Annotated in this window: 4 protein-coding genes; all 4 read right to left on the reverse strand. The window is 53.2% G+C overall.

All coding sequences use genetic code 11. The features are described 5' to 3' along the window. Positions 1-119: 119 nt before the first annotated feature. Complete coding sequence (locus CSQ89_RS20830; protein WP_158229077.1) at positions 120-596, reverse strand: transporter substrate-binding domain-containing protein; 477 nt, start codon at positions 594-596, stop codon at positions 120-122. A 351-nt stretch (positions 597-947) separates the two neighbouring features. Then, on the reverse strand, positions 948-1,160 hold the full coding sequence (locus CSQ89_RS20835) for a helix-turn-helix domain-containing transcriptional regulator (protein ID WP_308418194.1): 213 nt from the start codon (positions 1,158-1,160) through the stop codon (positions 948-950). A 140-nt stretch (positions 1,161-1,300) separates the two neighbouring features. Continuing rightward, positions 1,301-1,699, reverse strand: a complete 399-nt coding sequence (locus tag CSQ89_RS20840; RefSeq protein WP_099407900.1) for a PIN domain-containing protein — start codon at positions 1,697-1,699, stop codon at positions 1,301-1,303. Continuing rightward, positions 1,696-1,938, reverse strand: coding sequence for an AbrB/MazE/SpoVT family DNA-binding domain-containing protein (locus CSQ89_RS20845; protein WP_099407901.1), 243 nt, complete (start codon positions 1,936-1,938; stop codon positions 1,696-1,698). The genes CSQ89_RS20840 and CSQ89_RS20845 overlap by 4 nt, the downstream gene beginning before the upstream one ends. Between the last annotated feature and the right edge of the window lie 913 nt (positions 1,939-2,851).

The following is a 2,851-nucleotide window of genomic DNA, read 5'->3' on the forward strand; positions in this document are numbered from 1 at the left end:
GAATGCCTGAGCATCAAGACGCAGAAGAACCCATTCGCACTTTGCCGCAAGTTACTGATCAACGCCTCCCGCGCGGCTTATGATCAGTTACAGCTGCTTCTCGCAGCTACTGCGTAACATCAGTTAGGTAATTCACGCTTGAGCTGCTTCTCTGAGGTGGAACCAGTGACGGTACCGATCTTGGCGTTGGTGAGGTGTTCGATGGCATTGACCTTACCTTTATGCACGATGAACTTCTGGCCAGTGATGAAATAGCCATAGCTGAAATCCACCTGCTTTTCCCGTTCAGCATTCTTGGTCATAGTGGCGATGATCATGTCCACATCCTTGCTGACCAGCTTGGGAATACGCTGGTTTGACTCTACTGCCTTGACAGTTAGACCCACACCCAAGTGCTTGGCAATAGCGGCAGCGAAATCGATATCGTAGCCCGAAATCTTTTGAGTCTTAGGATTGACCATGCCAAACGGTGGCGTGGAATCCTTCACACCCACTATCAGCGTATTTTTCTTCTTGATATCGTCCAAATCATCAGCAAAGGCCGGGGCCAGCACGGCTAAGCAGAGCAAGCTAGCAATAAGAGGGTTGGATTTCATGGAAGGTCCTTGTGCATGCGGTTGCGAAGTAATCCACACTAGGTATAGCGTGATTTCCGTAGGCATCCAGCAGTTCGACCTTTCATTCCACCTTCGCCCGCAGCAAACTCGCCCGCCATTTGATGCGGGCTATTTGGGGTAATCGGGTGGTGCAGGGGATCCGCCCCAACGCCACCCGATTACCCCTACCTGGCATTGGCAGTATTTAAATCGAGGTTCTTACGGCGCCGTGTTGCGTGGCGAGTGCTTCGATGCGCGGATTGAATACATCCGGTCGCAGGCATTCCATCGCGGTACGCTGCGGCCACACCTTGAGGATGTTCGCTGGGCGATGCGCCATCGGGCCGTTGCCTAGGTCCGGGTCGATAATAGCGGCGTCGTGCTTAGGTGCGCTGTTTGGGCCACCGTCTGGACGCCGCCAACGGCTTTCACCATTTGACGCAGGGTAATCAGAAGCTCGCTTTGGTCGCCGTCCTCAAGAATGCTGTTGAGCAATTGAACGGTGTAAGCGGGATCGTCCCGGAACATCTCCGCCATTGCTTCGTCATGGGTTCTATCTTTCATCGCTCTGTCTCCTTTGCCAGTCTTGCCAGTATTGGGGCCGAGGAGAAATGGAACAGCCAACCGACTTAAGGCCTACTCGGGTTCCGAAGAACGCTTATTTCCCTTCTGGCCTGGCCATTTTCAAATGCTGGCCACAAAATCTACTCGCCGAGCATGACCATGCCAGCTTGGTTTACCGCGCCGCGGTCGAAAGTCACCGTTTTCGTGCAGCCAACTTCGCTGGCCATGCATTCGATCAGACAGTCAGAAAAGTCAGCGGTGCTGTTCGAGTAGCGATGCAGTGCCTTCCATGCAACATCGGCATGCTGTACGACCAGCTCTTTGGTACGTAACAAGGTATCAAGGACCATGACCAGTTGTGCCGGATCTGCCTTGTAGGCGCGTTGCATCACCCACACGGCCTCAATCAACACAATTAGGCTAATGAAGCCGGGAACGGACGGCGTCAGGTACTGGAAGAAGGTCGTGGCCTGCGGCGACTGCACGGGATCGTCTTGCGCAATGTGGCGAACGAGTACATTAGTGTCGATACCGATCATGCTAAGCCTGCGCCCTTGGTTGCGATGGCTTCGTGCATGTCTTCAATCGATACGGGCTTGGCTGGCTTGTTGAGCAAGCCCTTGAGATCGCTCACCGACTTGGTAGCGGCGACGATGGCGAATTGTCCCCTCTCCAGCTCAACGAAATCGACCCGGTCGCCTGCATGCAGACCCAGCGCACACCGAACAGCAGCGGGAATGGTGACCTGGCCCTTGGTGGTTAATGTAGCGGTTGCCATATTCAGCTCCTTTGTGTCCTTACATTTAACCACAATGTAAGGAATTTTCCGACCAGTACTGCAAGTTCAACCCTTAAGTCGGTTGGCTGTTACATTACTCCACAGGCCCCTATTTCCGCAGGCGGCGCTTGTGCCAACGCAACCCACAAGCACAGCAGCCAGCCATGAAAAATCCTGACGCCCACCCTATTGGTTGCCGCTAAAAAGCAGGCCTACACTCACGCTACCGCCAATACAGCACGCATGACATAGCCAACATAGGAGAATCGCCATGCAAGATTTGAGTCTGTCTGAACGCGAGCACGTCAGTGGCGGTAATGGCACCCACCCCAATACTGTTCGGTTAGATGTATTTGGGAATTCGCCATGATGCCGATATCGGTTTTGGTGAGACCAGCACAATGGTTAAATCAATCAGCTTTTGCCCGCGCTTGTGGCTTGCAAATGCTGTGCCCCTTCGTTTAACCATTCTTGGATTTCTGCGCTGGCGACTTTGGGTGCTTTTGAGGCAACTCGCGTTTTGCAACCGTTGTGCAAACCACTGCTTTCGTTTTCGCGGCTTCGCTGGGGGAAAAAGCGCCAGACTGCGGTTGGGCGCGTCGAAACAAATGAACATTTTTAGTAAATGATAAGTCCAGTGGGCTTTTTTGCCCTTGTCTGGATGCACTGTGCATTAACCAGCGCACAGCGTAGTGTGCCAGCATCCACCCATAGAATTCTTGACGCACCAGGTCTGGCGTTTTGCTGCGCAGTACACGTCGGCTTTGACGCAGATGTGTTTTTAATTCACTGATGTTACGCAGTAGCTGCGAGAAGCAGCTGTAACTGATCATAAGCCGCGCGGGAGGCGTTGATCAGTAACTTGCGGCAAAGTGCGAATGGGTTCTTCTGCGTCTTGATGCTCAGGCATTCA

This window comes from Chitinimonas sp. BJB300 (assembly GCF_002735695.1).
In the GTDB taxonomy this organism is placed as follows: domain Bacteria; phylum Pseudomonadota; class Gammaproteobacteria; order Burkholderiales; family Chitinimonadaceae; genus Chitinimonas.

Bases quoted from the DNA above. Each gene is read 5' to 3' on its own strand.
- CSQ89_RS20830 (WP_158229077.1), bottom strand. From the start codon at position 596: ATGAAATCCAACCCTCTTATTGCTAGCTTGCTCTGCTTAGCCGTGCTG.
- CSQ89_RS20845 (WP_099407901.1), bottom strand. From the start codon at position 1,938: ATGGCAACCGCTACATTAACCACCAAGGGCCAGGTCACCATTCCCGCT.
- CSQ89_RS20840 (WP_099407900.1), bottom strand. From the start codon at position 1,699: ATGATCGGTATCGACACTAATGTACTCGTTCGCCACATTGCGCAAGAC.
- CSQ89_RS20835 (WP_308418194.1), bottom strand. From the start codon at position 1,160: ATGAAAGATAGAACCCATGACGAAGCAATGGCGGAGATGTTCCGGGAC.